General features: G+C 53.3%; 23 protein-coding genes. 7 read left to right on the forward strand and 16 right to left on the reverse strand.

From position 1 onward, the window contains the following. Positions 1 to 8: 8 nt before the first annotated feature. The 12 genes from KQJ23_RS10405 to KQJ23_RS10460 form a co-directional block, all read right to left on the reverse strand. Positions 9 to 818, reverse strand: a complete 810-nt coding sequence (locus KQJ23_RS10405) for an ABC transporter ATP-binding protein (protein ID WP_216478755.1) — start codon at positions 816 to 818, stop codon at positions 9 to 11. Positions 819 to 833: 15 nt separating this feature from the next. After that, entirely contained in the window at positions 834 to 1880 is a 1047-nt protein-coding gene (locus KQJ23_RS10410; protein ID WP_216478757.1) for an ABC transporter substrate-binding protein, read from the reverse strand. 30 nt (positions 1881 to 1910) lie between these two features. Further along, a complete protein-coding gene (locus KQJ23_RS10415; RefSeq protein ID WP_216478758.1) occupies positions 1911 to 3350 on the reverse strand; it encodes an aryl-sulfate sulfotransferase in 1440 nt (479 codons plus the stop codon). A gap of 18 nt (positions 3351 to 3368) precedes the next feature. After that, the gene (locus KQJ23_RS10420) at positions 3369 to 3839 is read right to left on the reverse strand and encodes a MarR family winged helix-turn-helix transcriptional regulator (RefSeq protein WP_216478760.1); all 471 of its coding nucleotides are present in this window, start codon (positions 3837 to 3839) and stop codon (positions 3369 to 3371) included. 333 nt (positions 3840 to 4172) lie between these two features. Then, positions 4173 to 4436: a helix-turn-helix domain-containing protein gene (locus KQJ23_RS10425; RefSeq protein WP_216478762.1), complete on the reverse strand. Its 264-nt coding sequence runs from the start codon at positions 4434 to 4436 to the stop codon at positions 4173 to 4175. Between the two features lie 12 nt (positions 4437 to 4448). Continuing rightward, on the reverse strand, positions 4449 to 5441 hold the full coding sequence (locus KQJ23_RS10430; protein ID WP_216478763.1) for a hypothetical protein: 993 nt from the start codon (positions 5439 to 5441) through the stop codon (positions 4449 to 4451). A 129-nt stretch (positions 5442 to 5570) separates the two neighbouring features. After that, positions 5571 to 5732, reverse strand: a complete 162-nt coding sequence (locus KQJ23_RS10435; RefSeq protein ID WP_216478765.1) for a hypothetical protein — start codon at positions 5730 to 5732, stop codon at positions 5571 to 5573. Next, positions 5689 to 6300, reverse strand: coding sequence for a PepSY domain-containing protein (locus tag KQJ23_RS10440; protein WP_216478767.1), 612 nt, complete (start codon positions 6298 to 6300; stop codon positions 5689 to 5691). The genes KQJ23_RS10435 and KQJ23_RS10440 overlap by 44 nt, the downstream gene beginning before the upstream one ends. Before the next feature lie 133 nt (positions 6301 to 6433). Further along, positions 6434 to 7072 carry a PepSY domain-containing protein gene (locus tag KQJ23_RS10445; protein WP_216478768.1) on the reverse strand — a complete coding sequence of 213 codons (639 nt, stop codon included), beginning with the start codon at positions 7070 to 7072 and terminating at the stop codon, positions 6434 to 6436. Positions 7073 to 7103: 31 nt separating this feature from the next. After that, a complete protein-coding gene (locus KQJ23_RS10450) occupies positions 7104 to 8540 on the reverse strand; it encodes a HAMP domain-containing sensor histidine kinase (protein ID WP_216478770.1) in 1437 nt (478 codons plus the stop codon). Beyond that, the gene (locus tag KQJ23_RS10455; protein WP_216478772.1) at positions 8537 to 9250 is read right to left on the reverse strand and encodes a response regulator transcription factor; all 714 of its coding nucleotides are present in this window, start codon (positions 9248 to 9250) and stop codon (positions 8537 to 8539) included. The genes KQJ23_RS10450 and KQJ23_RS10455 overlap by 4 nt, the downstream gene beginning before the upstream one ends. A 234-nt stretch (positions 9251 to 9484) precedes the next feature. After that, on the reverse strand, positions 9485 to 12160 hold the full coding sequence (locus KQJ23_RS10460; RefSeq protein ID WP_430522293.1) for an adenosylcobalamin-dependent ribonucleoside-diphosphate reductase: 2676 nt from the start codon (positions 12158 to 12160) through the stop codon (positions 9485 to 9487). Positions 12161 to 12526: 366 nt separating this feature from the next. On the opposite strand from KQJ23_RS10460, the gene KQJ23_RS10465 reads away from it, so the two are divergent. From KQJ23_RS10465 to KQJ23_RS10475, 3 genes are all read left to right on the forward strand, one after another. Continuing rightward, positions 12527 to 14299 carry a DEAD/DEAH box helicase gene (locus tag KQJ23_RS10465; protein ID WP_216478775.1) on the forward strand — a complete coding sequence of 591 codons (1773 nt, stop codon included), beginning with the start codon at positions 12527 to 12529 and terminating at the stop codon, positions 14297 to 14299. A 5-nt stretch (positions 14300 to 14304) separates the two neighbouring features. Continuing rightward, positions 14305 to 15237, forward strand: coding sequence for a YqhG family protein (locus KQJ23_RS10470; protein WP_216478777.1), 933 nt, complete (start codon positions 14305 to 14307; stop codon positions 15235 to 15237). A gap of 187 nt (positions 15238 to 15424) precedes the next feature. After that, on the forward strand, positions 15425 to 16471 hold the full coding sequence (locus tag KQJ23_RS10475; RefSeq protein ID WP_216478779.1) for a hypothetical protein: 1047 nt from the start codon (positions 15425 to 15427) through the stop codon (positions 16469 to 16471). Between the two features lie 72 nt (positions 16472 to 16543). On the opposite strand, the gene KQJ23_RS10480 is transcribed toward KQJ23_RS10475, so the two are convergent. Continuing rightward, positions 16544 to 16747: a YqzE family protein gene (locus KQJ23_RS10480; RefSeq protein ID WP_216478781.1), complete on the reverse strand. Its 204-nt coding sequence runs from the start codon at positions 16745 to 16747 to the stop codon at positions 16544 to 16546. A gap of 236 nt (positions 16748 to 16983) precedes the next feature. Here KQJ23_RS10480 and KQJ23_RS10485 point away from each other — a divergent pair, with 236 nt between their 5' ends. Further along, positions 16984 to 17691 carry an N-acetylmuramoyl-L-alanine amidase family protein gene (locus tag KQJ23_RS10485; RefSeq protein WP_216478782.1) on the forward strand — a complete coding sequence of 236 codons (708 nt, stop codon included), beginning with the start codon at positions 16984 to 16986 and terminating at the stop codon, positions 17689 to 17691. Here KQJ23_RS10485 and KQJ23_RS10490 read toward each other — a convergent pair. From KQJ23_RS10490 to KQJ23_RS10500, 3 genes are all read right to left on the reverse strand, one after another. Beyond that, positions 17678 to 18526 carry a divergent polysaccharide deacetylase family protein gene (locus KQJ23_RS10490; RefSeq protein ID WP_216478783.1) on the reverse strand — a complete coding sequence of 283 codons (849 nt, stop codon included), beginning with the start codon at positions 18524 to 18526 and terminating at the stop codon, positions 17678 to 17680. The two genes, KQJ23_RS10485 and KQJ23_RS10490, sit on opposite strands and share 14 nt — an antisense overlap. 20 nt (positions 18527 to 18546) lie before the next feature. After that, entirely contained in the window at positions 18547 to 19077 is a 531-nt protein-coding gene (locus KQJ23_RS10495; RefSeq protein WP_216478784.1) for a putative ABC transporter permease, read from the reverse strand. A gap of 126 nt (positions 19078 to 19203) precedes the next feature. Continuing rightward, complete coding sequence (locus tag KQJ23_RS10500; RefSeq protein WP_216478785.1) at positions 19204 to 20850, reverse strand: cellulase family glycosylhydrolase; 1647 nt, start codon at positions 20848 to 20850, stop codon at positions 19204 to 19206. Positions 20851 to 21135: 285 nt separating this feature from the next. On the opposite strand from KQJ23_RS10500, the gene KQJ23_RS10505 reads away from it, so the two are divergent. The 3 genes from KQJ23_RS10505 (at position 21136) to KQJ23_RS10515 (ending at position 25204) form a co-directional block, all read left to right on the forward strand. Continuing rightward, positions 21136 to 21852, forward strand: a complete 717-nt coding sequence (locus tag KQJ23_RS10505) for an ABC transporter ATP-binding protein (RefSeq protein WP_216478786.1) — start codon at positions 21136 to 21138, stop codon at positions 21850 to 21852. Beyond that, complete coding sequence (locus tag KQJ23_RS10510; protein ID WP_216478787.1) at positions 21827 to 23449, forward strand: hypothetical protein; 1623 nt, start codon at positions 21827 to 21829, stop codon at positions 23447 to 23449. The genes KQJ23_RS10505 and KQJ23_RS10510 overlap by 26 nt, the downstream gene beginning before the upstream one ends. A gap of 276 nt (positions 23450 to 23725) precedes the next feature. Beyond that, a complete protein-coding gene (locus KQJ23_RS10515; RefSeq protein ID WP_216478788.1) occupies positions 23726 to 25204 on the forward strand; it encodes an Lsa family ABC-F type ribosomal protection protein in 1479 nt (492 codons plus the stop codon). Positions 25205 to 25318: the final 114 nt, after the last annotated feature.

The following is a 25318-nucleotide window of genomic DNA, read 5'->3' on the forward strand; positions in this document are numbered from 1 at the left end:
TCTTCCCCCTACTCGTCAAAATGCGCCTGAATTTGCTTGTAATATTCATAAAATTCCGCCGCTGACACATCTCTAGGATAATCCAGCGGGATCTCGTAGATATGCGAAATTTTTGAGGACGGGCCCTGTGACATGATGCCGATCCGCCCGCCCAGCAAAATCGCCTCCTGGATATCATGCGTCACGAATACGACCGTTTTCTTCGTCTGACTCCAGATCCGCACCAGCTCCTTCTGCATCGTTCTGCGAGTCATCGCATCCAGCGCGCCGAACGGTTCATCCATGAGCAGAATTTCCGGGTCATTGGCCAGTACCCTGGCTAACTGGACGCGCTGCTTCATTCCCCCGGACAGGGCTCTGGGCAGTTTGTCGTCATGCCCCGTCAGTCCGACAAGATCGATGTACCGATCCGATATGGCTCTGCGTTCCCGTTTGGGTACCTTTTTCATCTTCAGACCGAATTCAACGTTCTGCCGGACCGTCAACCAGGGAAAAAGCGAGGAGTCCGCCTGCTGGAAGACGACCGCCCGGTCCCGTCCGGGCTTGTCGATTTCAGCGTCTCCGATTCTGAGCCGTCCGTCCGTTTTTGAAATAAAGCCGGCGATCATATTGAGCAGCGTTGATTTTCCGCAGCCGCTCGGACCGAGCAGTACAAAAAATTCGCCGCCATTGATGACCAGATCGACATTCTTGATAATGTAATGAATATGGCTGCCTGCAGCGCCGGAATGCTCCCCGTAGCTTTTGTTCAGGCCTTGAATCGTAATCGTCCGATTCGCTCTTAAAGAATCCTTCTGATGTTGAAGGGCCAATGACATGCGGTTTCCTCCTCTCTATGGGGTGGCCGTTACCCGGTCCGGAAGTATTTCTTTCAGGAATTCAAGATTGATTTTGTCCTTAAGCTCGAAGTCCGTCTGGATGATCCCGTTCTCCACCATATATTTTTTCTGGCGGGTCAAACTGTCGAGCGCATCCTGCGTAAAATCAATGTTCCAATTGCTTTCCGCCAAATCCTTCAACGTTGCTTCCCGCGGCTGTTTGACTTCGTCGTACAGAATATCCGCCACTTCATCCGGATTCTCCTTCGCAAATTGGGATGCTTCGTCCACAGCCTTCAGGAAATTAGCAACCGTCTTGGGATGCTCCTCTATCAGCTTATCCGGGACGACGATCTGACTGCCGATCCGTACGCTTGTTTGCGCCATGTCAGTTAGTACATGCACGCCTTCGATCTCCTCGAATTTCTGCAGCATGACAGCTCCGGTTACCCAGGCGGCATCGACCTCGCCGTTCTTCAGCGCGATGTACGCTTCATCAGAACCGCCTTGACCCGTCAACGTGACATTTTTCGGATCAACGCCATTTTCGGTCAAAAATACATCCCACAGATAAGTAAGGAACGTCCCCCGCATAAAGCTCAGGTTTTTGCCTTCCAAATCGCCGGCCTGCTTGATTTCGTCCCGGACGAACAGCTGCCACTTGAGAGCATTGCGTTCCGTCGAGGTACCGGTCGAAGCGACGATCGAAAATTCGCCTTTGCTGACCGCGTTCAAAATCGGGAAATCAGCTCCCCAGCCGATATCCGCCTGCTTGATAAACAGCGAGTTGATCCCTTCAGCCGGAGTAGCAAAATTGATGATCGTCGCATCAATGCCATTTTTCTCGAAGAAGCCCTTTGTTTTAGCGACACGAAGCACCGGATTGGAGGAAATATCGGCAATGTTCAGCTTGACGGCCTCCGCCCGATCCTTATTCCCGGAATCAGCGGCCCCTCCGCTGACAGACGGCCCGCAGCCAGGCAGCACGACAATCAAGATAAGAATTGAAATAAAGGCGGCAATCAAATAACTTTTCTTATTTTTATTAATAAAATTCCGCATGGCTTCTTCTCCCTTCAGTTCCTGTAGATTCTAATCCTGGCCGGGCCTTTCATCTATGCTGGCAACACAAGCGGCTCCATCCCCGTAAGAGAACGTTCCATTAACTACGACCACGGACTCCGCTCCCTTCCCTGCCGCACCCGCGACCCGGAAATTCGCCACATCCAGCGGCGCGATCGCCTGCTCGGCAGGCTTCGCCAGCTGAGGAACCCAGTCATAAGGAACACGGTACGCACGATACACCATGTTCGTGTTCCGCTTATTTTTGTATGGAGAAATATACTCCCAGACTAGCTCATGCTCCCGTGTCACCTCGAATATCCGGCCATCCGCCCCTTCCGTAATCAACGTGTTGCCGTTCGGAAGCCGTTGCGCGGAGCTGATGTACGGACTGTAAAAGCGGTACGAATCCAGCGGGGCAAGGAACCCGGCTTCGGTCGGCGTGTATTGCCATACGATTTCGAGCGTCAACGGATCGATCTCCAGGATACGGGAATGGTCGCGGACCGCATTCTTCTGTCCAAACGGAGACGCCGGATTCGGCGAACCATACCCTGCCCATCCGCCGTTGTCGAACACGAGCAGATTGCCTTCCCCGGGCAGTCCCCGAGGAATCAAGTGAGCATGGTGCTGACCGATAATCCAGCCCAGATGTCTGTACTCCGGAGCGGAATAGTCAGGGCCAAGCTTCCAGACGATGCTGCCGGTTTTTTTGTCAATGATGGCGATAATGTTGGTCTCTCTGCCGTCCCAAATAAGGTTGTCGGGATGGAACCGTTCATCCCCGGCGTCGTAGAACCGGTTCGGTCCGAGAACGGAAACCGAATTGATATGCATCCAGTCCCCGGCCCCGGAGCCGAAATACCGCGTGTTCGGATCACGGAACAGCACATTTTTGGCCTGCTCGTCGAAGCCGAGCTCATCGAAATGCTCATGGCAGTTCCATTCCCAGACGATATTGCCTTCCCAATCCACCTCCAGAATGGAATCGTCCAGCAGGGGCTTATCAGATATTTTCGGATTATGCACATTCTTATGGACAAGGATGATCGTATTGCCTTCAGCGGTTTTTGGATCAGCTCCGGGGACATAATAGCCTACCGGATTGCCGGAGCGCTGGTAATCGTGATGCGCCCGGGCCATCCACTGCGGCTCGTGCCCTGGATCCTCGATCCATTCATGCCGGTTGAACTGCCACACGATGTTCCCGTCCCAATCGACCTGAACAAGATCGGCTTCATCCTGGAAGCCGTACTTCGGATCCCGTTCGGCCGTGCTCCCGAGCACGTAGCCGCCAGGAAGCAATTTGTTCGGAAAGCCTCGCAGCCCTTTCCATAGGTGAACCTCCCTGCCGCTCATATCAATCAGCAGTGCGCCAAGATCGGCCGCCTGAAAAATGGTGTACCCGCTCCATGCTTTGTCCGGGTTATAAACCGTTGCCCCTGTCGGATAAATCGTCGGATGTCCCATAAAATTGATCGCTCCTCTTTAATAAGATAAATATTTTCCTTGCCTGTGATTGCCATCCTCATCCGCCGGTTTGGCGTTGCCTTCCGCAAGCAGATTGAGCGTGTCCGAGTATTGCCCGATTCGTTCAATAAGTACTTTGAAAAGACGATGGATATCCGCCAGGTCCGCTTCCGTCATGTCCGCAAACAGGAGCGTGATCCCGCGCGGCCCGACATTTCGATTTCGTCGGACGAACTCCCTGCCTTTAGGCGTAATATCCAGCGAGACCGACCTTCGGTCGTCCCCGCTCCGGATTCTTTGGGCAAGAGCCTTCTTTTCCAATTTGTCGCACAGCCCGGTCACAGCACCTGACGTAAAATCAAGCTCCTCCGCCAAATCGCCGAGGCGCTGCGGCCCTTCCCGGCACATTTTTTGCAGGACCAGAAGACCTGGAAGCGAAATGCCTTCCACCTCCACTTTGTCCCGTTCCTTGACGAATTTCCTGACCATTTTCCGGAACAGCCAATCTGCCTCCTCAAGCTGCTCCCATACCTCTCTGCTTTTTTCGATGACCCTCCCTCACCTTCGATTCGTGTCTTTTCTGCCCTGACCGCCAAACGTCAAAAGGCTCCCGCAGGATTCCCATGCAGGGAAGCCTTCGAGAGCCTTCGGTGAACCGATCGGCTGCTTAGTCGCTTTATTTCTTAGCTGTAAGATAATGAGTGCTAAACGATTTTTTCATATATTAAACCTATTATTCACACCTGTCAAGTATGAATTAAATTGAATGCCACTGGTTTTGGCATGACGTACCCTTAGTCGTCTCATCTCGGCGTAAGCTCGCTACCGCTCTTCCTTTAGCGCCGCCTTGATTTGCGGAATCGACAGACCGTCCGTCTTCATCCGCTTGATTCGGAAAATAAGCTCCACCGTGCTCTCTCTAAGATATCTTCGCGTCAGGTTCTCCTCGGCCTGCTCAAATGGCAGCATGCCTTCTTCCGTGTAAAATTTCAGCGTACTGTATCTCGCCCCGGTCAGCCGCGTCAATTCACCGATCGATACATATTCGGAAGCCAGAATCGCTTCCATCGAACGTTGTCTGGACATAAGAGCACTCCTTTATACCGGGTGCTTCGGAAGCAGACGGACCCCATGAATAGGCACCCTTCCGTAGACCGCGTGCGGAATCGCTTCGTAGACCAGATTATCAATTTTGAGGAGCGGAACCTGTCCGGCGCGCAATACCTGCACCCGATGGCCTTTGGATTCAAGCCGTGCCAGCACATCCTGCAATCGGGTTCCGGGACCGGAGAGCATCGCCTCCGTATCAATGAATACTGCCTGCGAGCGCTCAAGGACGGGGAACAGGAAGTTAACCCCGCTGCCGGCCTGCGTCGCTACGGCATGTTTTTTGAATTGCAGCAATTGCTTGGCTGCGGTTTCGAGGCCACGGCGAATCCGGAACGGGTATAGCACTTTGGCTAGCGGATCGCTTTGCATCAGATTAACCATTTTCGCAGTAACCTGCTCCAGTTCATTTCGTGAAAATAAATCATGCATGCAACCGCTCTCCCGCAACAGCCACAGCAGGCACACCGATTGCTCCGCCGCTCTCCCATCCTCCAGCACATCCGCGCGTAAATACTCCGTAATCTTCGCGTATTCCTCCAGGTCGCTCCGATACTCCTTAATTGCTACATCGGCAGAATGGAAATACAGATCGCAGCCGAGCAGATGCGGAATCTCTTCCAATAGCCCTCTCTCTTTAAGGGAATCAGCGATGCTTCGTTCAAATCGAACCAGCTTTCTCTTGGATAGACGGGATGCCCGATGCAGCCACCAGAGCAGCTCCCGGTTCAGCTCCCGCTTACCGTTCGCCAACGGATCTATTACCGCTTTCCGGTAGGTCCAATCTTGCGGTTCTCCAGCCCTATCCTGCTTCAAGCTACGTTGAGCCTCCGGATGCCGCAGCTCACCCTCCAGATGAAGCTCCAGAATTACCGCAGCCGCCATGCAGCGAAGCGCCGCCTTTTTTGCAATCGTCAACTCCAGGCTCCGCTGCGCATTCAGCGCGATCAACGCAAAGCTTTCGGCCAATTTCAAATCTGCCATCTTCCATCTCTCCATTCCTTTAAGATAGACTTCAATCCGGATTCTGACTGATTTCCAGGTTTACTTACTACTTATTACTTACCACTTATTACTTACTTTATATGCTACATCGGTCTAAAATGTCAATGATTAACTTGGAGGGGTGCAGAGATTCGACTTAACCTGAAACACAAAACGGGCATCGCCGCTTCTTCCGGCTCTGCCCGTCTGCTCTCCAACCACGCCAGTCGTGATTGGAGGTATTCCCTTAATCTCTATCGTCGTCGTCATGATCATCATCGTAGTCGTCATCGTCGTCATAATCAATATCGAGCACCTTGCCGGTAGAAGCCGATATCTCAACCTCGGCAAAACCGGAGGCGGTTTTTAGCGTAACCTCATATTCTTTATCGCCATCATCCCAGTCCGTCTCGACACTAAGAACTTCGCCCTTAACTGCCTGCCCGGCCAATGTGACGGCCTGCTCCTTCGTGATGGACTTGGCTGACGTTGCGGACTTTGAAGCTGTGTCTGTCCCATTTCCAGTTGCCGCCGTAGCTGTTGTCGCCTCAGCTGCTATCTTGCGATCATCATCAGCGTCATTTTCTACCTTCAGTACCTTGCCGGTTACAGCCTCTACATGAACATCCACTTCACGCCCGCTATCTTGCCGGTCAATCTCTACCTCATAGTAGGTCACGCTGCGCTTGCGCTCCAAGTCGACGTCCGTCACTTTGCCGGGCGCTTCCGTAAGCGCAATCTGCTTCGCCTTCTCCTTGCCGATGTAGGCTGTCGCAGCCTCTGCAGCTACCACCGCACTCGTGCCTGCCAACGCCACCGCCAGTCCGACTCCAAGCATCCATGATTTCTTGTTTCTCATCCGAATTCATCTCCTTCATTTCTTCTTGCTCGTTCTCTTCGGGGACCCGGGTATCCTCGGTACGATTACTACTTTACCCGGGCAATCTAAGAGAATCATTACAAGAAGATTAGAATTTGATGATAAAAGCTAATTAGGAATCATCGTCGTCGGTATCATCATCCCAGGTTACGGAGATTACCTTACCGGAAGCGGCATTCAACTGCACTTCGGCCTCGCGGCCGTCCGCTGTCTCAATCTCGATCAGGTAATATCGCGTCCCGCCGTCCTCCTCGATGTCGATATCCTTCACAAGGCCAGACACGGTCTTCAATGCCAGCCCGGTTGCCTCCTTCTCCGAAATAAACCCATCCGTACCAGGGGTGGACGCGCCCCCTTCCTGGGCATCTTCACCCCAAGGTGCAGAGGGATCGGCAGACAGATCATCCTTGCCAGGGACAGTACCCTCAGGATCATCTTCCATGGTTGGCGGTTCCTGAGCATACTCCTCCAAGCGCCGGATCTCTGCGATATCCCCGCTGTCGCTTCTTACAATCAATTCGTACAAACCCTGTCCCGTTTTAAGAAATACCACAAAGTCAGCTCCTTGCAGACGGCTGTCTACAACGCTCCCCTCGTAGGTGTTCAGCACCCTTTGCTCGGCTTCGGCAAGCGTGAGCTTGGGGCCGCTATCGGCACTATAAACCATCCATACTAACACAGCGATGAACAGCAACCCTCCAGCCAAAGCGAGAGCCGCTAGCCGCCTACTTTTCAAAGTGAATCTGTGCATGCCTCTCTCCTCCTGTCTATCTGGGTTATAGCTAAGCCGAATACTCCTGCCCGGAGCCAGGAAGCCAGATCGTTGCCGTAGTTCCTGCTCCGAGCGTACTCTCCAGTTCAAGCCTTGCTCCCAGCGCTTCGCACAGTTCCTTACAGAGCGACAGACCAAGCCCCGTTCCACCGGCTCCCTCCTGCTCCCTGCTCCGCGCTTTATCTACCCGGTAAAACCGTTCAAACACATGGGGAAGATCCTCTGCCGGAATCCCCTCCCCCCTATCCTTGACCGCAAGAAATTCGGTTCCCTGCAACCTTCCTGCCAGGAGTTCAATGTCGCCATCACTATACTTTCGGGCATTGTCCAGGAGGATAAACAGGACCTGCTTTAGCATATCCGGATCTGTCAAGGCCGTTAATTCCTGAGCTGCCACTTCGGCATCGCCATCTTCCGGGACCGGAGCAACTCCTTGCACAGGCTCCAAGCTGCTTGTCACCGTAACGTTGCGGCGGTGCACTTGGGAGAACATCGCGGAGACCTGTTCGGCAAAAGCAACCAATCCGACAGGCTGCATATCCGCCTTCCATTCCCGCTTGGAGGTCGCCAGCAGTAAGAGTTGCTCGGTCATTGTCTTCATCCGTACGGCTTCCGAATGAATCGCCTCCACAGATTCCTCCAGCAAGTCCGGCCGCTCCGCTCCCCGCCGCTTCAGGAGACTGGCATAGCTCTCAATGATAGTCAGCGGCGTCTTCAATTCATGCGAGGCATTGGATACGAACTGCTCCTGACGGACAAAGCTCTCCTCCAGCAGCCCAATCATTTCGTTGAACGTATCACCCATCTCCGCCAGCTCATCCCGGGATTTGCCCGTCTGTTTCAGCCTGGCGAATTCACCACTGCGAATAATACGCCTCATGGTGCTTGTCATGCCCGTAATCGGCCGCATCACAAGCCGGCCCAAAATTCCGCTGGAAATGACCACCGGGACAAGTACCGCGGCTGACACACTAATTAGCACCAGACGCAGAATACGCAATAGTTCCGTCAATTCTGCCAGGCTGGACATCATTTGGACATTGGCCACCGAACCGCTTGGGCCAATCACCGGAAGCGATACGAAGCCGTAGCGCTCACCGTTAATTGTCACCTGCTCCAGCCTGCGCTCGCTATGAAAGGCTTGCTCCTGGCGTCCCAACTCCAGTTGATTGCCGGAAGCAACCAAAGCACTGCCCTCGCCGGAGGCTTCCACCCATCGGAGCGTTCCGTCCAGCGGCACATAGGCCCGCAATAACCCATTCAGCGTCACTCGGCCTTCCGCCGTGCGCAGAGCCTCGGCCGCCTGCTCGCTTTCCGCCAATAGCTGGCTCATCTCCCGGTCCATCATCAGCCAGTGAAACACCGTATATACCGTCACATTTGCCGCCAGCAGCAAGATGGCAAACAACACCGATGAATATAAATGAATCTTGCTTCCCAGCTTCATGTGGCATCCCGGAGCACGTACCCCACGCCCCTTACGGTATGGATCAATTCCGGGGAAAAGCCTTCATCCACCTTCTTGCGAACATAGCGAATATAGACATCCACCACATTGGTGTTTCCCGTGTATTCAAACCCCCACACCTGATTAAGCAATTGCTCCCTGCCCAGGACTAGCCGCTTGTGGCGAAGGAGCATAGCCAGCAGATCGAACTCCCGCTGGGTTAGCACAATCTCTTGTCCCGCCCGCTCCACCTGCCGGGTAGCCTCATTAAGACGCAGGTCGGCCGCGCATAGCCACTCATCGGGATCGGGCTCCCCAGCAGCCGGGGCCCCGTTAGAAGTCGGGGACTTGCGGAGGAGTACGCGGATACGGGCCAGCAGCTCTTCCATATCGAAGGGCTTCGTTACATAGTCGTTAGCGCCCAGATCAAGTCCGGTAACCTTATCTGCAACCGAGCCTTTAGCCGTCAGCATGATGATCGGAGTCTCGGCATCAACCGCCCTGATTCGCTGCAATAAGTCAATGCCGCTTATGCCGGGCAGCATGACGTCTAGCAGCACCAACGCGATATCGCCTGCCTTGTACGCGGCCCATCCCTCCACGCCGTCCGGAGCAAGACTGACAGCATAGCCTTCACTTTCCAATTCAATTTGCAGAAGACGGGCAATCTTACGTTCGTCTTCCACAACCAGTATGGTGGTATCGCTCACCCTGTTCTCACCCCCGTCAGAAACTAAATTTGAATTAAACAGATTAAAGAAATCCATGAGCAACAACGATCAGATAATAACTTTATTTTCATTTGATTCATTGTAAGCCAACCCCAACCCGGGAGGCAAACCTCCATACGGTTGAAATGCGTCTTCCGCTCCAAATGACGTAAAAAAGTCTCGATGAAGGCAATGGCCTGCACCGAGACTTTTTAATAACCTTCCAATTTCACCCTACGAACACTTACTATACCCGCAATTACTGCAAGTTTTACACCCTTCAACATTAATCAGCGAAGCCGATCCGCAGGAAGGACAGAGATCACGCGAGGTGACGGAGCCGCCATGTCCATGGTGGGTGTCCCCCCCGAACGCTTCCTCCGCAGGAGCCTGCTCCTCTTCCTGATGAGTCAACGTAGCCGCAACCGGAGCCGGATCATGGTATGGCCCGTTCTGGATATGGGTCTCAAGCGCCTTTGCAACGGCGTCGGCGATGGACTCGACGCGGTTCGGCCCGAAGCCGATGGCGCCTGAGCCGCCGATGCCTTTCAGGTGCTTGATCAGCAGCTCTGCCTTCTGTCCGTGATCGCCGTAACGGAGGAACAGCGAGCAGACGCGTCCAAGCGCTTCCGCCATGGCGAATACGTCGGAACCTGCTTTGCCGACGTTCAGGAAAATCTCGCTTGGCACGCCGTTCAGATCATTGATCGTGATGTAAGCCATGCCGAATGGCGTATTAATTTTGTAGGTTGCTCCGTGGAGCACTTGCGGGCGCTTCTTGTACTGCGTATCGTTCACTTGCTTCTCCGGCGCGGGAGCGGAAGGCGTTACGCCAAGCGTCTCGCTGACACCGTTCAGCGTCTCTTGCTCAGCTTCGGAACCCTCATCTTCAAACGCTGTCGCTTCCTCCGCTGCAGGCTTGCTCTCTGCAGCCTTGTCCTCCTTCTTCTCGGTCTGAAGCACCTGAACATCGCGGCTTCCGTCGCGATAAATGGTCACGCCCTTGCAGCCCAGATCAAAGGCCAGCTCATACAGCTTCTTCGTGTCCTCGATCGTGAAATCAGCAGGACAGTTCGCCGTCTTCGATATCGAGCTGTCCACCCAGCGCTGGATGGCAGCCTGGGAACGAATATGGTCCTCGGCGGACAGATCCATGGCGGTTACGAAATAATCCGGCAGCTGTTCCCCAGGATGCTCATCTATCCAGTATTGCGCAATAGGCACAAATTGCTCGTCGAAGCCTAGACGGCTCTGACGGAAATATTTGAAAGCAAAGTAAGGCTCGATCCCTGTTGAAGTACCGACCATGGTGCCCGTGCTTCCGGTAGGCGCCTGGGTAATGATCGTGACATTGCGGATGCCCTTCTCCCGAACGGCCTCGCCAACCTCGGGATAAACCTCGGTCATGACCTTCATAAATCCGCTCTGTAAATATTTGTCCGCTTCAAAGGCAGGGAAGGCTCCCTTCTCCGCTGCAATATCGGCCGAAGCGAGATATGCTTCCTTAGCGATGAAGCCATACAGCTTGTCTAGGAAGACCAAAGATTCCGCACTGCCATAGCGGATCTTGAGCTTGATCATCAGTTCGGCCAAGCCCATCGTCCCCAGACCAACACGGCGTTCCTTCTTCTGGTTCCTCTCATTCTCCTCGAAATGATACGGAGTCTTGCTAATGACATTATCCAGGAACCGCACAGAATACCGCGTAGTTGTAGCCAGTTCGTCCCATGCCACATCCTGAGTCGCTTCATCATAGAATTTCGACAGGTTCATTGCGGACAGGTTGCATACGCCCCAGCCCGGCAAGCCCTGCTCTCCGCAAGGATTTGTACAGATGATCGGGTTGAAATACCAGCTATTGGACATCTGGTTGTAATATTCCATGAACACAACGCCCGGTTCCGCCGATTTCCAGGCCGATTCCATGATGGTGTGCCAGACCTCGCGAGCTTTTACCGTTTTGTAGTGGATTACCTTATGACCTGCGGCTTTCCACTTGTCCAGATCGCCGTCCCACAGCTCATTGTACTTCTCAACCGTCGTATCCGGGAAGACGAGCTCCCAATCCAGGTCCTCCTTCACGGCCTTCATAAAGCCGTTGCTTACGCAGACCGACAGGTTGGCATTCGTCACTTGACCCATAGTCTGCTTGACTGTAATGAAATCCAGCAGATCCGGATGCCAATCATTGATCATCAGCATCAGAGCGCCGCGGCGGCTGCCGCCTTGCTCGATCAAGCCCGTAGTATAGCTGAACAGCCCGCCCCAGGATACCGCACCGCTGGAAGAGCCGTTCACCCCCTTCACAATAGCCCGCCGCGGACGCAACGAGCTCAGGTTAATCCCGACTCCGCCTCCCCGGGCCATAATCTCGGTCATTTCCGTCAATGTCTCCATAATCCCGCCGCGGCTGTCCTTCGGAGAAGGAATAACGTAGCAGTTGAACAGGGTCAGCTCATCGCTCGCCCCGGCTCCGGCTGCGATCCGGCCGCCGGGAACCAGCTTCCAGTCATCCAGAATATAACGGAACTTCTCTTCCCATTCCTTTTGCAGCTCAGGCGTTGCCTCTACAGAAGCCATGGCGCCAGCCAGACGGTCCCACATTTCCTCAGGCGTCTTCTCAATATTCAGCGTCAGCTTCTCCACATCGGATTGGACGATTTCTCCCTTGCGCGTCTTGACCGTCACTATGCGCCCTTTGCGGGCAATGACCTCACCGACCTCTTTGGTCGGGAACTTCGGATCATCCTTCGTCAGCACCAGTACCACATCGCCTACTTTGGCATTGGCCGGGTCTGCATCCTTCCAGGCATATCTATCTAGAAATATTTTTTCGCTGAGCCCTTCCAGCGTATGTTTCTGTGTCGTTGTCAAAGGGAACACCTCTTTATAAAATATTGTTTGATCCATTTCCAGCCGTGAACAAAAAAATATCGGTCACCTGTCGACAAAATCCTCCGCCAGCCCAGCAATAGGTAAGCTGATTTTTGCGGCCATTTCATCAACCTTCAACCGTTCTTCTTGCCAAAAAAACGTTAGTGTTTATGTAATAAAATCTACATATAGTGTCTATCCACCATTATACTATACTATATTTCGTTATCAAAGCCCATTTTCCCAATTAGGAGCTTCGACCCACCCGCTTGTCTGAAAATGCCCCATTGCTGCACCAGCAACGCTAATTTGACTTTCTCCGGCCAAAGTTATGAAGAACTCTCTTTATGTCCATACTACTCCTACTGCGTTCTACGAAACAGGAAAAGGGAGGTTTTCAACATGAATCCGCATCAATCCGAGTTGGACGCTCCTGCTGCCAAACCCGCTTCCGGCAAGGTTCCGGTCCAGTTTGACCGAAGCTGGTACGACGAGCTGCAGGGGAGACTTGACAAGGGTGGTCCTTGGGACGACTGGCAGCTATTTCAGCTGGCCAAGCAGGCGGAGGAAGCTTCCCTCGTCACTAGCTTTGAAGAGATGATCTGCCTCAAGCATCTTCAGCAGGTCACACCGCTTCCGCATCAGGTCGATACGGCGCGCAAGGTGCTGTTCGAGATGCGGGGAAGAGCCATCCTGGCCGATGAAGTCGGTCTCGGCAAGACCATTGAAGCCGGACTTATCTTAAAGGAATACATTGTTCGCGGCCTTGTGCAAAAGGTGTTAATCCTCGTACCCGCCTCACTGGTGCTCCAATGGGTCCGGGAGCTGAACCAGAAGTTCGCTATTCCGGCCGTTGCCCAGAAGAAGGCGCACTCCTGGCAAAATGCGGTCGTAGTCGCATCCATCGATACCGCCAAGCGGGACCCTCATCGCGACATCCTGCTAGGCAATGAATACGATATGGTTATTGTCGACGAGGCGCACAAGCTCAAGAACAAGAAGACCACCAACTATCAGTTCATGCTCAAGCTTCGCAAAAAATATTGCCTGCTCCTGACAGCTACGCCGGTACAGAACGATCTCGGGGAGCTGTTCAATCTAATTACCCTGCTGAAGCCGGGACAGCTCGGAGGACAGAGCGATTTTACATCCAACTTCGTATTCGAGAAGAGAGTGCCGAAGAACGGTGAACAGCTTAAGGAAGAGCTGGCCAAAATCATGATCCGCAACCGGCGAGGAGACGGTGAACTGGATTTTACGAAGCGCCATGTGAAAAATATTGAAGTCGAGCTTTCACCCGAAGAAATGGAATTGTACAACGGGGTCACTCGCTTTGTCAAAGACCAATATCAGGCAGCCGGCGGCGATCTCAGCAGCATGCTGTCTCTCGTCACCCTCCAGCGGGAGGTGTGCAGCAGCCGGGATGCTGTATTCGTGACCCTCGTGAATCTGGCCAAGAAGCTGGCTCCCGATTCCCCGCTGCGGGACAGAATCTGGGAGCTGGTCGCCTTGATCAAGGCGATTAAGGCCAACAGCAAGGCCGAACAAGCGATGAAGCTCATCCGGGAGATGGATGACAAGGTGATTCTGTTCACCGAGTACCGCGCCACCCAGGAATACTTGATGAACTATTTCAAGGAACGCAATATGATCGCAGTCCCTTACCGCGGCGGGATGAACCGGGGCAAAAAGGACTGGATGATGGACCTGTTCCGGGGCAGAGCCCAGGTCATGATCGCCACCGAGGCCGGGGGCGAAGGCATCAACCTGCAATTTTGCCACCAGATGATCAATTTCGATCTGCCCTGGAATCCGATGCGGGTCGAGCAGCGGATCGGACGCGTTCACCGGCTGGGTCAGCAGAATGACGTTCAGATCTACAACTTATCCACCAAGGGCACCATTGAAGAGCACATTCTGAGACTGCTTCATGAAAAGATCAACATGTTCGAGATGGTTATCGGGCAGCTTGATGTTATTCTGGAACGATTCGAGAAAGGCAGCTCCTTGGAGAAAAGCCTGTACAAAATCATGCTGGAATCCAGCAGCAACGATGAAATAGCCCGAAAAGTCGATTCACTGGGCCAGTCCCTGGATCATATCCGCACCGAACTGGATGTACAGGGAGAGGGACCCGGGGAAGATGACGGGCTTCAACAACTGATGGGAGGTTGATCGCCATGACGATGACACAGGAGCAAATCCGCGACTATTGCAAGACCTATCTGGAAGCAACCGCCTGTCAGTTTCTTGAAAAGTCGCCCTATCACGTTACCGTCAAGCTCTCTCCGCAGGCCGATAAAGAGCTGACAAACAGGCCGTATTATTGGGGCTTCGTGGAACGGATGGGCATCGAGCCGGAGACGATGAGCTTTTGCTTCATCTTCGATCCCGAGAAGCACCGGGAGCTGGAGGACGCCTCTTCTACTCCGAGCCCCGGGCACGCAGACCCTGTGCTGGACCGCCACTTCGGCGCAGTCCGGCCGCTTCCCGTGCTAGGTCCTGGCCGAATCCAGAAGGAAGAGATCACCTTTGGCAGCCCGAGACTGAGGCAGATTTTTGCTGCAGCCCGGCAAGGCGGCCGTCAGGTCTATTTATTCGAGAACCCGGGCCGCCTTCAGCGGAGCACCTTGCTCTCGGCCGCCTACGAGCCTTGGCTCGGAGTACAATACAAGATTGAATTTTGCTGCGATGTCAAGCGGGAAGAGCTTCATTTTCTTGGTATTTCGCTGCGGAACGGCATGGTTGACGATGCTTTTGCCAACAGGGTGCAGGGGAAAGATTTGATCCCGAGGCTGCCTGAGAACGTTCATATTACTCCCACCGGACTGGCTCTCCCGGTTGCGAGAGAACGGCTGGAGAAGCTCATTACCAGCAGGCTTGAGGACGCGGACAGCACATGGGCGGACGCGGCACAGGAGCGGCTGGAAGAGGAGCTTCTGCTCATCGACAGCTACTACAGGGACCTGCTTCAGGATCCCGATGAAGAAAGACAGGACGCTTTCCGGGAGCAATATGAAGCAAGAAAAGCTGAAATCCGCTGGCAGTATGAACCGAGAATTGTCGTATCCGCTCTGGGCAGCGGCATCTTTCACCTGCGTTCGTCTCTGTAGTCGGAAGATGCCCCCACAGTGACTGTTCTCGCTAAAATAACGCAAAAATAGAAGCGCTTTTCCCGCTTTTCCGGCGACAGAATGCAGCAACCTTTTTCGAACGGACAAGCTACAATGAACAAACCTGAGGGAGATAACCCCGATTCTGCTTTGCTTCAACCCAATCCAAGAGATAGCAGGTGAATTGATGATGAACCATCTTTCGCGCATCCGGCGTCCGTTATCCGGTACGGTGAAATTCATGCTGAGCTTATGCCTGGTCAGCCCAGGATTTCTCGCTGTGCCGTCGTTTCCCGTCAAGAATCCGGATCATGCGATGAACTTAGCGAGCCATATTGCCGCTGCTGCTCCATCGAATGAGTCAGTCGCTCCGGAATCACTCCGGCGTTTTACAGCCGATACGATCAGCAAGCTGTCTGAACAGACTCCTTTCCATTCCTGGGCAGGTGCCTCGACTTCAATGGAGCCGCTTGGTCCCGGCACCAGAAGCTGGCTCGTCACCATTTACAGGCCGTCAAATGCCAGCTCCGCCTCCTCTTCACCTGTTCAGATCGGCTATCTTATTATTTCAGCTGCGCCCCAAGGAATGTACAAGCTGATTGAATATGGTACCGGGCCGGACAGCCTCTATTCTACAAATGCGGCTTCCGATCCTAACGTTGTAGCCGGATCGTCTCTGACGATCATGCCTGTCTATGGAGGGCCTTTGCTGGCGGCCTGGAGAGTAACTGATGGGAATAGCAGCAGCACTAAAGCTTCGAGTGCGGAATATCTGGATGCGCAGAGCGGCGAGGTCTTGCCTGAGAATGATAAAACCTGGAACCTCCAGAGCGGAAAATATGCTCCGCCTTCAGGAGCTTATGGCAGCGATAACGCCGTAGCTTTATTTCCAGGAAATGCAATTGTTGTCGGAGAATACTTCAATCCCTATGACAACATCCTGTGGATGGCTTCAGATGCCGAGCGGCTGACACCGGAGGATGCATTGACCGCATTGGATCAAAAGCACAGCCTCGTCTTTGCCGCTTCCGGCAATGACCGCACTTATCGTTTTCCTCTGCCCATCTATGGCTATCAGGCTTGGAATGCTTCATTTGCTTCCACTGAACCGGCAACAGACACTGCAACAGCTCCTGCTGTCTATGTCCTGACCGGGAACGGAGAAGGCAGCAGCTCCCGGTGGATATCGCTGGATGCCATTGCCGACGGCGGAAGCTTCAACCCCCTTCCTTAATACAAATAAAGGCCAGCTCTTCCAATTCATTCGAAGAGACGGCCTTTTTAGATGCTCTGCGCTTTACCGTCATCAGCTCTGCCGACTGCGGGTCTTCTTGCGCTTACCGGGCATCTGCTTCACCCAGAGCGAAATCGAAAACGGAATCATGCCGAACCAGCGGCTCCCCCATGACTCCCGAGCCCGAGAGCGTTCCCGTCGAACCTCACGGGGCGTCTCCACATAGTCAACCACACGCTCCGTAATGTATTTAACCAATTCATCCCCCTTCGCCATGGTTCTCCCCCCTTTCCCGTGTTATCGTTCTATAGCTAGTGTGCACGGATTAAGCACTTCTCAAACAAGCGAACCGCATGCATGATTTCTCCTTTTTCAGCCCAAGCTAAGTCAGGAATGACTACTATAAAGTGCGTGTTCAAAAAAGTCAGCGATTCGATATCGAATCAACCACTTGAAAACCTTCGTGATCAAAAGATGACTTTTGGGAACTACCTCTATAAAGGATGATGCCTATGTTCCGAGTAAAAACCATGTATTGCGCCCTGATCTTTTTCTTATTATCAGGCTTGCTTGGCATTCCATCGCCATCACTAGCCGACAGCTCGGAGGAGCAGGCGATCCGGCACGCCTTTCCGCAGCCTGTCATTCTAATCGATGTCGGCCACGGCGGCATTGACGGCGGAACCTCCAGCGGGACTTTGCTGGAAAAGGATATTAATCTTGAAATCGGCAGAAGACTCTACATGGTGCTGCGAAGCCATGGATATACTGTGATTCTCAACCGGACGGGAGATTATGCCTTAAGCGACGATAACCGCTGGCTGCACAGCCGTTCCAGACATTTGCGGGACCTGGCGCAGCGCAAGGAGCTTAGCGAGCAGGTGCCCGCCTCCATTGTGATCAGCCTTCATGTCAATTGGGGGCGAAATTCCTCTCGAAGAGGACCGTTGGTGCTGCATCAGGACGAAGGACAAAGCGCCCTGCTCGCCGGAGCGCTTCAGCATGCTTTAGAGGATGCTTACCAGCTCAATATGAGGCGCCTGCCGGAATTGGGAAATCCCTTTTATTTGCTGAAGCATACCGATCCGCCGGCTGTCATCGTAGAGACCGGCTTTATCAGCAATGCCGAGGACCGCAGTCTGCTCGCCAGCCCGCGCGGCCAGCAGAAAATCGCAGAAGCGCTATACAGCGGAATTGTGGAGTATTTTACGGTAATGTAAATCCCGGACCAGGCTTGATTCCCGAGCGCATCTGCTCCATAGCCAGGTCGGAAATCCGAATGAATTGCACACCTTCTGCCTCAAGACTCGGAATTGCCGTCTTCAAGGCAGCAGATGTAATTTTCCCATGGATACCGACATGTCCGATCGTAATACAGCTATGCTGCTCGCGCGCGAGCTGCTCTGCTTTTCGTAATTGAGCGGTAACATGTCCTGTGCTGGACACATCGTCCAGGAAGATGCTGTTCTCCAGCACGGGCAAGCCTTTCTCCCGGCATAATTCATCCACAACGGACCGGTAATTCGTCTTGCTGTCCACAAAGAACAATCCCTGTTCCCGGCACACATCAAGAATGATCCCCATCACTCGCTTGTCGCCGGTTATTCTCGAGCCCATATGATTATTGATTCCCACCGCATGCGGTACATTTGCGATCGCCGCTTCGACTTTGCTGCGCACTTCCTCATCCGACATAGAGACCATTATTGCACCGGGACCAAGCCACTCCGGCTTCCCATGCTTAGGCTCCAGCGGAAGGTGGACCAGCACGTCATAACCCTGTTGATGCGCACGCTCCGCATCCTCTGCAGTCGTTGGCAGAAACGGCATGACGGCCACCGTCATCGGAATCCCCAGCTGCAGCATTTCATCACTGCCGGTCATATCATTGCCGAAATCATCAATGATGATAGCGATTCTCGGTTCATCTGCGCGCTCTTCCTCTTGATTCGCTCCATATGAAGCTCCGCCACCATAACAGAGCAGGGATACCGTGAGAATTCCCGATAAACCCAGCAGCCGGCTGCAAGCAGATTTAGATTTTCTCTTGTTCATTTGTCATTCCCCTTTCCGCTTTAGACAATCAAGCTCTTTCTCCAGGCTTTCCTCCGTACCAGGCAGGTATAGACAAAGTCGGCAAGGTACAGCAGGAGAAGCAGTGGCGCCGCCGTGGTCCAGGCCGCTTCCACCCTGTCGAAGATATGTTCTATCCCCGGGTGGATATAACGCAGTGTCAATAGCGACAAGATTCCCCAATACGCTGAAAATCGGACACAAATATGGCCATGAAGCTGCCCCCGCATCCCGGAATAATCCCACCATGTCCGCCCGAACCAGGCCTTGAGTCCGCAGCCGCTGATATATTCGACCACGGTTGGAATCAGAAAACAGAGGAAGATCGACGTAAGTAAAAGCTGGTGCTGAGGAATCCGCGCCGTCACCCATATCAAAAGAAGAGGAGCCGCGCCATACATCGGCTTATACGGCCCAAGCAGCAGACCCTCCTTCCAGAATCGCCCCGTAGTTACCAGGCTATAAGTGTTCTCCAGCAGCCACCCCATAACCGAATACGCCAAGAAATAAAACGAAGCTTCACTAGCTGTCATCGTCAACTCACACCCCTGATGTCAAAGTCATCCAGCATCTCTCCTATTATGACTGGAATTCTGCCATTTATTCACAGCAAAGAGCCCGACAAATGATTGCCGGGCTTCATGCAGGTGCTTAGATTTTTATTTCACAGCGACCGTATGCAATTCCACGCTGCCGGAGAGCACCTTCACCGTGAGAAACGCATGCTGTGCTGCCTTAAGAGCTGCTTTGACCGTTTGGACTTTCTGGACCGTTTGGGTCTTTTTATCCCCGGCTTCATCGGCCGTTATTTTGGTCTCCGCGATCAGAGTTCCGTTCTGATACAGCTCCAGCCGAGCCTCCTCCCGGCATGTTAGCTCGATCGACACCGTATGTCCTTCGCCGATGCGGTAGAAGCTGTATCCGGCATACTCGCCCGCCGTCAGTTCGAGAGCCAGCCAGTTCCAGCCGCTGTCGAACAGGTATTTTTTCTCCACAGGCTCATTCGTGATCGGCACAATGCTCATGCCGGTAGCTGCACGATACTTATATATGTTGCCTTCCCGCCGAAGGCCGCTGTAGGATACACCTTTTCCAGGCAGCTCGTCAAAATCGGTCGCTCTCACCCGGCAGCCGGGCAGCCGGAACACGGAGGCGGTGACCTCCGGATGATACGTGCAATTATCCACCTTCATTTGCTCCAGGTAACCTTCCAGAATTTTGCGGGCCCGCTCCTGACTCGGCTTTGGTCCGCCCTTGGTATAAGCTAACAGCTCGTCCCAGCCCTCCGGCTTGCTAACCGTGTAAGGGGAGTTGGGGCGCTCCATCTTCTTCCAGGGCCACAAATTGTATCCGATCCCCAATCCCGCGGCAAGCGGGTACATGGCGGCGAACCATTCCAGCTCGTTCTCCCCGGTCTCCCCTAGCCACAGCGGCTGATCCAGCCTCTTGGAGAGCGCCAGATATTCGTCGTACGCCTCCCTGCCAGGCATGCACGCGTAACGGTGGAAGTGAATCACCATATTGTCATCATACCGCTTATAAAAGACAGCCGTATTCGTCGCCCAATGATGCCCCTCAATCGAGAGCATATGTCTCGTATCGATTTCCCGGATCGCCGCAATCGCCTCATCATAGAACTCCGTCAGCTTTCGGACCAGGTAATACTCTTGCTTGCCCTCCATCAATCCGGGGCGAACCGGCTCATTCAGCAGGTCATATCCGCCGACGATCCAGCGGTCGCCATAACGCCGGGCCAGCTCCTTCCATAGCTCAATACCCATATTCCAGCACTCGGGATCGGTAAGCAGCCGCGGAAGATCATCGACCGAATCATCAATGTTGGCCCCCGTCTGGCCGCCGGGCGCACCATGCAGATCGAGGAATGCGTAAATCCCAAATTCCTCGCACCAATCCAGGCATTGATCGATCAACCGGAAATTCTCCTCCTTCCAGAAGATCCCCGGCTCGTCCTCCATCAGCACCCGCCATCCGATCGGAATTCTAACCGAATTGTAGCCTTGCTCCGCCATCAGGCGGATATCCTCGCGAGTGATATATTGATCGCGAAACCGCTTCCAGAAATGTTCCGCGTATTCGGTCCCTGTCAAATCCCGGATCACCGCTTCGATTCTTCTCGGACGATCAAAGCTTTCATCATGCGACAACCACATATAACCTTCGCATAACAGCCAGTTGCCCAACCCCCATCCGGTCAAAATGATCTCCTCGCCCGCTTCGTTCACAACCCGTGTTCCTTCCGCACGCAAAAATCCCTTCACCCGTGACCGTTCCATCTGTTCTCTCATTTCGATGTCCTCCTCTGCCTATGTATGTTGATATAAGCTTCGTTGTACGCAAAATCATATACCTGCTCGTATGGATCCGCCCAGGCATCAATATAGCTGCTTGTATCTTGCTATCCAATTCGTAAGCCCGATCGCCCTTACGTAGATTATAACATTCGGGCCAGGACAAGCAGGATGCCCATATTTCAGGTCAGGGGACATTTTTCAAGGCGCAGTTTTTAGCAACCATCTGCTATCCTGAGCGTATTAATCAGGAGTAATCCATATTGGAAAGGAGCACCCCACTTGGAACTGATTCTGGATCAAATGGAAAAAGCCTTTGGCGACAAGCAGGTGCTGAAGGGTGCCGGATACACGTTTGAGAAAGGGAAAATTTACGGATTGCTCGGACGCAACGGCGCCGGTAAAACAACACTGTTCAACTGTCTGAGCCGGGAGCTGCCGATGGATGCGGGACAAGTCCTGCTGCACAGCGGAGATACCGCGCGCGAGCTTCGTGAAGAGGATGTCGGCTACGTCTACTCTCTGCCTATCCTGCCGGATTTTCTTACCGGATACGAATTCATTAAGTTTTATATGGACATCAATCGCGATAAGCTGCAGGCTGATGACTCCATCGACGGCTATTTCGAATTGATTGGCTTCTCCGAGGAAGATCGGCACCGCCTGATCAAGGGCTATTCCCACGGGATGAAGAACAAGATTCAAATGCTGCTGTTTCTGATCATGAAGCCGCCTGTTATTTTGCTGGACGAACCCTTGACCTCCTTCGATGTAATCGTAGCGCTGGAAATGAAAAAGCTGCTCAGAGAAATGAAGCAGGATCATATTCTGATCTTCTCCACGCATATTTTGCAGCTCGCCACCGATCTTTGCGATGAGCTGGTCATTTTGAACAATGGCAGCCTGTCCGCTGTTCCGCCGGGACTGATGCACAGTCCGGAATTTGAGCAGAGCATTATTCAATTGCTGAGGGATGAATCCGATGCAGCGCACAGTTAATCAGGTATTCGGAGTCCGTATCTCGTCCGCCGTCAACCGATTAATTTACTATATCCGCAAGCTGCCGTTGGCGGGACGGCTTGTGCCGGAATCGCTCTATGCGAAGGTTTCGGCCAAGCGGGCCCTGTCCGTCGTCGCCTGGATTCTGATGATTCTGTGGGGTCTGATATCCAAGCTTCTCTATCTGGGCCTGATGGCGTATTATCCTGCAGTGTCGATCAAGTTGGATAGCTTTGCGGGCTATAGCAACCCGCAGCTCCTCCTGTTCAGTCACATTTTTCTGATCATCAGCTTTATTACGGCCGGGGTGTCCAACTGTACCATCCTGGAGCCAAAGCGGGAGAAGTTCATAGCTGTCAAGCTGATGCGCATCCAACCTGACGTCTATATGAAGGCGACACTCGGCTACAAATATCTTACTTCCTTCATCTATTACATACCGGCACTGCTGCTGTTCGTCCTGCTTCTGGACGGTACGGTTATGCAGGCTTTGTCTCTGGCAGTGACGGTTACGCTGTCCCGGGTGATCTGGGAGTACATTCATTTGAAGCTGTTTGAAGCCAATGGCATGGTGCTGGTCAAGCAGAACCTGATTGTCTGGCTGACCATCGGCATCACCTATGCCCTTGCCTACGCTCCCTTATTGTTCCCGAAGGTTCCACTGCTCGGAGGAATATTGTTGTCATGGGTTGCGCCCGTTATCCTGATTCCGTTAGGAGTTTTTGCTTTACTTCGTTTGGCTAAATACCAAGATTACCGGGCGGTAACAGATGCTGCTACCAAACGGGATGACCCGCTGCTGGACATGGGACGTCTGATGAAGGAAGCCGAGCTGAAGAGCGTTCAGATCAAGGCTGGCGAGACAGACTTGACGGTCAGGCAGGATGGACAAGGCGGGAACAAGCAAGGCTACGCCTTTCTCAACACTCTGTTCTTCGCACGGCATCGCAGCCTGATCCTGGACCCTGTACGCAAGCGCCTGGCCCTGATTGCCGGGCTTGGAGCGGCCGTCTGTGTAGTATTCGCCATGAATGCTGACGCAATCGGACCGGTCATTACCGGCCCTAGCTTCTTCGTTCCTTATTTAGCCTTTACGCTGTATCTGCTATCTGTCGGGGAGCGGGTATGCCGGGCATTCTTTTATAACTGCGACCTCAGTATGATGCGGTACAGCTTCTATCGCGCCGCAGCGCCGGAACACTTCCGGATTCGCCTGTTGAACCTTGCCGGGCATAATCTGCTGATCGCTTCGACCTTTGCAGCGATGCTGACTCTGCTCGCCAGAATCGTCGCCCCCTGGTCGACTCCGGATACCGTGATGCTGTGGATTTCAGCATTATGCTTGTCCCTGTTTTTCACCGTTCACCATCTGGCGCTCTACTACCTGTTCCAGCCCTACTCCACAGAGCTGAACGTGAAGAACCCTCTGTACCATGTTGTGAATATGGGGGTGTCGATGCTGTGCGGCGCCAGTCTGTTCTTCTCCATTCCGCTTGTGAATTTCACCGCCATCATAGGAGGAGTGGCCCTGGTTTATCTGGCTTGCACCTTGATTCTGGTAAGCAGATTCGGACACCGGACGTTCCGGGTTAAATAGGTTTGGTTGATCTTTGCCTTACGGGATGGTAACATGGAGACACCAATGTTGAAGAGGAGTGGAAAGATGAACAACTTTCTTGCGAACTAATCAGATGAGAACGAGCAGAGTCTTCCTTTGCGCGTTTTGTCATGGTTATGCAAGAAAGTGTGTATTCTTTTCATCCCGGACGATATGGGCCTCCCTGTGACAAGGGGCATGGTCTGTTATAGGTATGGGCTGCAGGAATTCCCTTTCTTGCAGCCCATACTTTTTTTGTACAGGAGGAACTTGACCATGTCCCAAATCACCGTAAACAAACTTACTTTTGCCTATGAAGGCAGTTACGATTTTATCTTTGAAAATGTCAGCTTCCAGCTCGACACGGATTGGCGGCTCGGCTTCACCGGACGAAACGGGCGAGGAAAGACGACATTCCTGAATCTTCTCCTAGGCAAGCTGGAATATAGCGGCACCATCTCTGCGGATGTAGAATTTGAGTACTTCCCGTATCCTGTTACAGATCGGGATCAGCTTACGATGGATGTCGTTAGCGACATTTACCCCGATTATGTTCACTGGGAGCTGATGCGCGAATTCCAATTGCTCGAGGTTACGGAGGATGTGCTGTACCGCCCGTTCTCCTCCCTGTCCAATGGCGAGCAGACCAAGGTCATGCTGGCTGCCATGTTCATCAAGGAGAACCGGTTCCTGCTGATCGATGAGCCGACCAATCACCTGGATCTTCGGGGACGGGAGCTGGTCAGCGAGTATCTTCGGACGAAGAGCGGCTTCATTCTCGTCTCGCATGACAGGGCGTTTCTGGATCATTCGGTGGACCATATTTTATCGATCAACAGGATGAATATTGAAATTCAGAAGGGCAATTTCTCCAGCTGGTGGATGAACAAGGAGCGGCAGGATCAATACGAGCTTGCCGAGAACGAGAAGCTGAAGAAGGATATCAAGCGGCTATCCGAAGCCGCGAGGCGCACAAGCGGTTGGTCCGACGAAGTGGAGAAGTCGAAGAACGGCACCCGGAATTCCGGCTCCAAATTGGATAAGGGCTACGTCGGGCATAAGGCTGCCAAGATGATGAAGCGCTCGAAGTCGATCGAGCAGCGGCAGCAGAGCGTATTAGAGGAGAAATCCTCGCTGCTGAAGAACCTGGAATCGGCGGACCAGCTGAAGCTGTCCCAGCCGGTCTATCACAAGCAACAATTACTTCATCTGGATCATGTCTCGATCCAATACGGCGACCGGACCGTATGTCAGGACGTCAGCTTCACAATCAATCAAGGGGACCGGGTCGCGCTTCGCGGATCGAATGGCTCCGGCAAGTCCAGCCTGCTCAAGCTAATCTGCGGAGAAGCTATAAGCCATACCGGCAATGCCGATATCGGCAGCCGGCTTCAAATCTCCTATGTCTCTCAGGATACCTCGCATCTGGCAGGCAATCTGACCGATTATGCCCGAGCGTGCGGAATCGACGAGAGCTTGTTCAAGGCCATTCTCCGCAAGCTCGATTTTGCCCGGGTGCAATTCGAGAAGGACATCGCCTCCTACAGCGGCGGGCAGAAGAAAAAGGTGCTGATTGCCCGCAGCCTGTGCGAGCATGCGCATCTGCTCATCTGGGACGAACCGCTCAATTTCATTGACGTCATCTCCCGGATGCAGATCGAGGAGCTGCTGCTGTCCTATGCACCGACCATTCTCTTTGTCGAGCATGACCGGGAGTTCTGCGAGCATGTCGCTACTTCCGTGATCGAGCTTTAAGCACTGGGTCCTCCCCGGAATTACGCATACAAAGAAGGGGCTGTCTCATAAGTCCCTTGCTAATGATTCTGCGTGCTGGGGGCAACGTGTGAAGTGTGCTTACGATCGCTGTTG

The organism is Paenibacillus brevis, from assembly GCF_018919145.1.
GTDB lineage: Bacteria > Bacillota > Bacilli > Paenibacillales > Paenibacillaceae > Fontibacillus > Fontibacillus brevis.

What these genes read in the sequence shown, in the direction of transcription:
- KQJ23_RS10405 (WP_216478755.1), bottom strand. Translation starts at nt 818, where the DNA reads ATGTCATTGGCCCTTCAACATCAGAAGGATTCTTTAAGAGCGAATCGG.
- KQJ23_RS10410 (WP_216478757.1), bottom strand. Translation starts at nt 1,880, where the DNA reads ATGCGGAATTTTATTAATAAAAATAAGAAAAGTTATTTGATTGCCGCC.
- KQJ23_RS10415 (WP_216478758.1), bottom strand. Translation starts at nt 3,350, where the DNA reads ATGGGACATCCGACGATTTATCCGACAGGGGCAACGGTTTATAACCCG.
- KQJ23_RS10420 (WP_216478760.1), bottom strand. Translation starts at nt 3,839, where the DNA reads ATGGTCAGGAAATTCGTCAAGGAACGGGACAAAGTGGAGGTGGAAGGC.
- KQJ23_RS10425 (WP_216478762.1), bottom strand. Translation starts at nt 4,436, where the DNA reads ATGTCCAGACAACGTTCGATGGAAGCGATTCTGGCTTCCGAATATGTA.
- KQJ23_RS10430 (WP_216478763.1), bottom strand. Translation starts at nt 5,441, where the DNA reads ATGGCAGATTTGAAATTGGCCGAAAGCTTTGCGTTGATCGCGCTGAAT.
- KQJ23_RS10435 (WP_216478765.1), bottom strand. Translation starts at nt 5,732, where the DNA reads ATGACGACTACGATGATGATCATGACGACGACGATAGAGATTAAGGGA.
- KQJ23_RS10440 (WP_216478767.1), bottom strand. Translation starts at nt 6,300, where the DNA reads ATGAGAAACAAGAAATCATGGATGCTTGGAGTCGGACTGGCGGTGGCG.
- KQJ23_RS10445 (WP_216478768.1), bottom strand. Translation starts at nt 7,072, where the DNA reads ATGCACAGATTCACTTTGAAAAGTAGGCGGCTAGCGGCTCTCGCTTTG.
- KQJ23_RS10450 (WP_216478770.1), bottom strand. Translation starts at nt 8,540, where the DNA reads ATGAAGCTGGGAAGCAAGATTCATTTATATTCATCGGTGTTGTTTGCC.
- KQJ23_RS10460 (WP_430522293.1), bottom strand. Translation starts at nt 12,160, where the DNA reads ATGGATCAAACAATATTTTATAAAGAGGTGTTCCCTTTGACAACGACA.
- KQJ23_RS10465 (WP_216478775.1), top strand. Translation starts at nt 12,527, where the DNA reads ATGAATCCGCATCAATCCGAGTTGGACGCTCCTGCTGCCAAACCCGCT.
- KQJ23_RS10470 (WP_216478777.1), top strand. Translation starts at nt 14,305, where the DNA reads ATGACGATGACACAGGAGCAAATCCGCGACTATTGCAAGACCTATCTG.
- KQJ23_RS10475 (WP_216478779.1), top strand. Translation starts at nt 15,425, where the DNA reads ATGATGAACCATCTTTCGCGCATCCGGCGTCCGTTATCCGGTACGGTG.
- KQJ23_RS10480 (WP_216478781.1), bottom strand. Translation starts at nt 16,747, where the DNA reads ATGGCGAAGGGGGATGAATTGGTTAAATACATTACGGAGCGTGTGGTT.
- KQJ23_RS10485 (WP_216478782.1), top strand. Translation starts at nt 16,984, where the DNA reads ATGTTCCGAGTAAAAACCATGTATTGCGCCCTGATCTTTTTCTTATTA.
- KQJ23_RS10490 (WP_216478783.1), bottom strand. Translation starts at nt 18,526, where the DNA reads ATGAACAAGAGAAAATCTAAATCTGCTTGCAGCCGGCTGCTGGGTTTA.
- KQJ23_RS10495 (WP_216478784.1), bottom strand. Translation starts at nt 19,077, where the DNA reads ATGACAGCTAGTGAAGCTTCGTTTTATTTCTTGGCGTATTCGGTTATG.
- KQJ23_RS10500 (WP_216478785.1), bottom strand. Translation starts at nt 20,850, where the DNA reads ATGAGAGAACAGATGGAACGGTCACGGGTGAAGGGATTTTTGCGTGCG.
- KQJ23_RS10510 (WP_216478787.1), top strand. Translation starts at nt 21,827, where the DNA reads ATGAATCCGATGCAGCGCACAGTTAATCAGGTATTCGGAGTCCGTATC.
- KQJ23_RS10515 (WP_216478788.1), top strand. Translation starts at nt 23,726, where the DNA reads ATGTCCCAAATCACCGTAAACAAACTTACTTTTGCCTATGAAGGCAGT.